Origin of the sequence: Azospirillum formosense (assembly GCF_013340925.1) — a bacterium.
Classification (GTDB): Bacteria; Pseudomonadota; Alphaproteobacteria; order Azospirillales; family Azospirillaceae; genus Azospirillum; species Azospirillum formosense.
The window spans coordinates 1-5251 of the sequence record NZ_WHOR01000336.1; the positions used below are offsets into that span (position 1 = coordinate 1).

General features: G+C 70.1%; 3 protein-coding genes. 2 read left to right on the forward strand and 1 reads right to left on the reverse strand.

All coding sequences use genetic code 11. The annotated features are described in order from the left end of the window. Positions 1-35: 35 nt before the first annotated feature. Complete coding sequence (locus GBZ26_RS26530) at positions 36-773, reverse strand: TerB family tellurite resistance protein (protein WP_103039211.1); 738 nt, start codon at positions 771-773, stop codon at positions 36-38. Positions 774-1094: 321 nt separating this feature from the next. Here GBZ26_RS26530 and GBZ26_RS26535 point away from each other — a divergent pair, with 321 nt between their 5' ends. Both GBZ26_RS26535 and GBZ26_RS26540 read left to right on the forward strand, forming a co-directional pair. Beyond that, positions 1095-1649: a GNAT family N-acetyltransferase gene (locus GBZ26_RS26535; protein WP_174441398.1), complete on the forward strand. Its 555-nt coding sequence runs from the start codon at positions 1095-1097 to the stop codon at positions 1647-1649. A gap of 108 nt (positions 1650-1757) precedes the next feature. Beyond that, positions 1758-5251 (forward strand): hydantoinase B/oxoprolinase family protein (locus GBZ26_RS26540; protein ID WP_247884917.1); only part of this gene is annotated, 3494 nt, incomplete at its 3' end.

The window sequence follows — 5251 nt, forward strand, 5'->3', positions numbered from 1 at the left end:
TGCACGGGGAGGGAGGGAGGCTTGATCTCCGGGCCTTACCCGCGTGCGCGTTCCTTCTCGATCCGGTCGAAGGCGGCGTTGATGGCGGCGACCTTCTGCGTCGCCAGATCCACGAACTCCTGCGGCATGCCCTGGGCGATCAGCACGTCCGGATGATGTTCGCGCACCAGACGGCGGTGGGCGGCCTTGATCGCCTCGTCGCTGGCCCGGCGGGAGACGCCGAGCACGCCGTAGGGATCGGTCTCGTTCGGCGTGCCGGCGATGTGGTGGCCGGCGACGATGCGCTCGAACTCCTCGTCGGTGAAGCCGAAGATGTGGGCGACGGTGCGCAGATACTCGACTTCCGTCTCGTGCAGTTCGTCGTCGGCCTCGGCGATGGCCAGCAGGCTGTCGAGCAGCTCCTCCAGAACGGCGCGGCGGTCGTCGAACAGGCCGGCGATCTGCTGGGCGTACTCCTCGAAGCCGTGGGTGTCCTTGCGGGCGAGGTCGAAGACGTGGCCCACCGTGTCCAACTCCTCGGGCGGGACGCGGAACAGGCGCTTGAAGGTGTCCACCTCCACCCGCTTCACCACGCCGTCGGCGCGGGCCATCTTCGCCGACAAGGCGATCACGCCGATGGTGAAGGCGATGGACTTGGTGGCGTCCGCCGGGCCGCACAGCCCGCGGATGCCGCGCCCCACCGCGTAGCCGGCGGCCAGACCGATCAGGCCCCCGATCGGCCCGCCGATGGTGAAACCGGCCGCCCCGCCCAGGACGCTGCCCCAGATGCTCATTTTTATCCGCCTTTCGACCGAGGGAGCAGCATACCGGCAGTCCGGCACCGCGCCAACCGGCCCATACTTTTTCGTTGTTTCCCAGAATCTTCGCGCGCCGCGCCCTTTTCATCCGTTGGAGGTATGGGATTTTCGGGCGGGGCAGAATGTTGCTGCACTGCAACAGAGTCGTGCCGTCGTCGCCAGGGGCCTTGCCCTCCGGTCGCGTCTTCGCCATGTTGCGCCGCAATAAGAGAAGGCGGCCGATCCAGGCCGCCAATGGGGAAGCGGACGACGCGAAGCGGTGCGATGTCCCGAATCACCAGCGCCACGAGTCGCCCCATGTCCGCCATCCGCAAGCTTCTCCCCGCCGAACGCGGCCAATACCGCGCGCATCTGCTGCGGCTGGACAAGGCGGACCGCTACGCCCGCTTCACCGGCACCGTCTCCGACGCGGTCATCGCTCAGCGTTGCGAGTCGCTCGACTGGACGCGCACGACGCTGCTCGGCCTGTTCGACCGCGGCGCGCTGCGCGGCGCGGTGGAGCTGTGCTTCGACCGGCTGCTCTGGCCGGGTGCGGCGGAGCTGGCGATCAGCATCGAGAAAGGCTTTCAGGGGCGGGGCGTCGGCTCCACCCTGGTCCGCCGCTCGCTGACCATCGCGGCCAACCGGGGCATTGGGCAGGTCCATATGATGTGCCTGTCCGACAACACCCGCATGCGCGCCCTGTCGCGCCGCTTCGGCGGAACGATGGAGCGCGACGGTGGTGAGTTCGCCATCACCATCGACCTGCCGCGCCCCTCGCAGTTCTCGCTGGCGCTGGAGGCGTTCGAGGACGGGGCGGGTGCGATGAACGCCGTGCTGGACGGGTTGCCAGCGCTGCTCAAGGCGGCCTGACCGGAGGGGCGGGGAAGGGGGGCGCATCCCACCCTTTCGTGCACCCCGTCTTGACCCGCGGCGGCGTATCGTCACACTCCCGTCAGACAAGACATCAGGGAGTGGGATATGGCGCCCCAACAGCCGGGCCGGTGGCAGTTCTGGATCGACCGCGGCGGCACCTTCACCGACATCGTGGCCAAACGCCCGGACGGGTCGGTGGTCACGCACAAGCTGCTGTCGGAGAATCCGGAACGCTACCGCGACGCCGCCATCCAGGGCATCCGCGACCTGCTGGGCCTCGCCTCCGGCCAGCCGATCCCGGCGGAGGCGGTCGAGGCGGTGAAGATGGGCACCACCGTCGCCACCAACGCGCTTCTGGAGCGCAAGGGCGAGCGCACGCTGCTGCTCATCACCGAAGGGCTGGGCGACCAGCTCCGCATCGGCTACCAGGCCCGCCCGAAGATCTTCGCCCGCCACATCGTGTTGCCCGAGCTGCTGTACGAGCGGGTGGCCGAGGTGCCGGAGCGGGTCAAGGCCGACGGCACGGTGCTGAAGGCCGTGGACCTGCGCGCCGTGCGGGTCCAGCTGGAGCAGGCCTACCAGGACGGCTTCCGCGCCGCCGCGGTGGTTCTGATGCACGGCTACCGCTTCCCGGATCATGAGAAGCAGGTGGCGGCGCTGGCCCGCTCCATCGGTTTCACCCAGGTGTCGGTCAGCCATCAGGTCAGCCCGCTGATGAAGATCGTCGGGCGCGGCGACACCACCGTCGTGGACGCCTATCTGTCGCCGATCCTGCGCCGCTATGTGGAGCAGGTGGCGGGCGAGCTGAACGGCGTGCGGCTGATGTTCATGCAGTCGAACGGCGGGCTGACCGACGCGCGCTGGTTCCAGGGCAAGGACGCCATCCTCTCCGGCCCGGCGGGCGGCATCGTCGGGGCGGTGCGCACCGCGCGCATGGCCGGCTTCGACCGGGTCATCGGCTTCGACATGGGCGGCACCTCCACCGACGTGTCGCACTACGCCGGGGAGTATGAGCGCACCTTCGACACGGTGGTGGCGGGGGTGCGGATGCGCGCCCCGATGATGCACATCCACACCGTGGCGGCGGGCGGCGGCTCGGTCTGCTTCTTCGACGGGGCGCGCTTCCGCGTCGGGCCGGAGAGCGCCGGAGCCAACCCCGGTCCGGCCTGCTACCGCCGCGGCGGGCCGCTGACCGTGACCGACTGCAACGTGATGGTCGGCAAGCTGCACCCCGACTTCTTCCCCCACGTCTTCGGGCCGGAGGCCGACCAGCCGCTCGACGCCGCCGTCGTGCGCGAGAAGTTCGCCGAGCTGGCCGAGGAGGTGAACGAGGCGCTGGGCACCGAGATGACCCCGCATCAGGTGGCCGAGGGCTTCCTGAAGATCGCCGTGGACAACATGGCGAACGCCATCAAGAAGATCTCGGTGCAGCGCGGCTACGACGTCACCCAATACACGCTGAACGGCTTCGGCGGGGCGGCGGGGCAGCATGTTTGTCTGGTCGCCGACGCGCTGGGCATGCGCAAGGTCTTCCTGCACCCGCACGCCGGCGTGCTGTCGGCCTACGGCATCGGCCTCGCCGACACGGTGGCGATCCGCGAGCGCGCGGTGGAGGCCCGTCTCGACGACGCCCTGGTGGACGAGCTGACCGCCACGCTCGCCGCGCTGGAGGCCGAGGGGCGCATGGAGCTGGCCCGCCAGGGCGTGCCGGAGGACCGTCTGGCCGTTCTGCGCAAGGCGCACATCAAGGTGGAGGGCTCCGACAGCCCGCTGGTCGTCGATTTCGGGCCGCTCGACGCCATGGCCGCGGCCTTCGAGGCGGCGCACCGCCAGCGCTACGGCTTCATGATGGAGGGCAAGGCCCTGGTGGTCGAGGCCGTGTCGGTGGAGGCGGTGGGCCGCACCGAGAGCGCCGACGACGAGGACCTGCCCAGCGTCACCGGCGCCCTGCCGCGGCGCCTCGCCACCGTCACCCTGCACACCGGCGGCGCCGACCGCGAGGCGCCGGTCTACGACCGCGACCAGCTCCAGCCCGGCAACCGCGTGACCGGCCCCGCCGTCATCCGGGAGAAAATCGCCACCACGGTGGTCGAGCCCGGCTGGATCGCCGAGGTGACCCGCAAGAACCACCTCGTCCTGACCCGCTTCGAGGAGCTGCCGCAGCGCCTCGCCATCGGCACCAGGGCCGACCCGGTGATGCTGGAGGTCTTCAACAACCTCTTCATGTCCATCGCCGAGCAGATGGGCTTCACGCTGGAGAAGACCGCCTATTCGGTGAACATCAAGGAGCGGCTGGACTTCTCCTGCGCCCTGTTCGACGCGGACGGCGGGCTGATCGCCAACGCCCCGCACATGCCGGTGCATCTCGGCTCCATGGGCGAGAGCGTGCGCGCCATCGTCGAGCGGCGCAGCGGGGCGATGAACCCCGGCGACGTCTACATGCTGAACGACCCCTATCATGGGGGCACGCATCTGCCGGACATCACCGTCATCACCCCGGTCTTCGACGAGGCCGGCGAGCGCGTGCTGTTCTACGTCGCCTCGCGCGGGCACCACGCCGACGTCGGCGGGATCACCCCCGGTTCGATGCCGCCGGACAGCACGACCATCGACCAGGAGGGCGTCCTCCTCGACAACGTCCAGCTCGTCGAGCGGGGCCGCTTCCTGGAGGAGGAGGTCGTCGCCCTCTTCACCGCCGGGCCGCAGCCGGCGCGCAACGTGGCGCAGAACCTGGGCGACCTGAAGGCCCAGATCGCCGCCAACGAGCAGGGCGCACGGGAGCTGCGCCGGATCGTCGCCCAGTTCGGGCTGGAGACGGTCAACGCCTACATGAAGTTGGTCCAGGACAACGCCGAGGAGCAGGTCCGCCGCGTCATCGACGTGCTGACCGACGGCGAGTTCGTGCAGGAGCTGGACAACGGCGCGGTCATCAAGGTCCGCATCACCATCGACAAGGACGAGCGGTCGGCGCGGGTGGACTTCACCGGCACCAGCCCGCAGCTCACCAGCAACTTCAACGCCCCGACGGCGGTGTGCCGGGCGGCGGTGCTCTACGTCTTCCGCACGCTGGTGGACGACGAGATCCCGATGAACGAGGGCTGCCTGAAGCCGATCGAGATCGTCATCCCGCCGGGCACCATGCTGTCGCCCAGCTACCCCGCCGCGGTGGTGGCCGGCAACGTGGAGACCAGCCAGTGCGTCACCGACGCGCTGTACGGCGCGCTGGGGGTGATGGCCTCGGCCCAGGGGACGATGAACAACACGACCTTCGGCAACGAGCGCTACCAGTATTACGAGACGGTCTGCGGCGGCTCCGGCGCCGGCCCCGGCTTCGACGGGACGGACGCGGTGCACACCCACATGACCAACTCGCGCCTGACCGACCCGGAGGTGCTGGAATGGCGCTTCCCGGTGCTGCTGGACAGTTTCCGCATCCGCCGCGCCCACGCCCCCCCCCGCCCGGGTCGCGGCGGATGCGGGGACCGTCCAGCACGCACGGAGAGCGGCCCTTCACGACCCCCGGGTGGGTCACGTGCGCGTTGGGCGCGGGGGGTCGGGCCCGGGCCGACGCGCCGCAGCGGCGCCGCGGCGAGACAGCG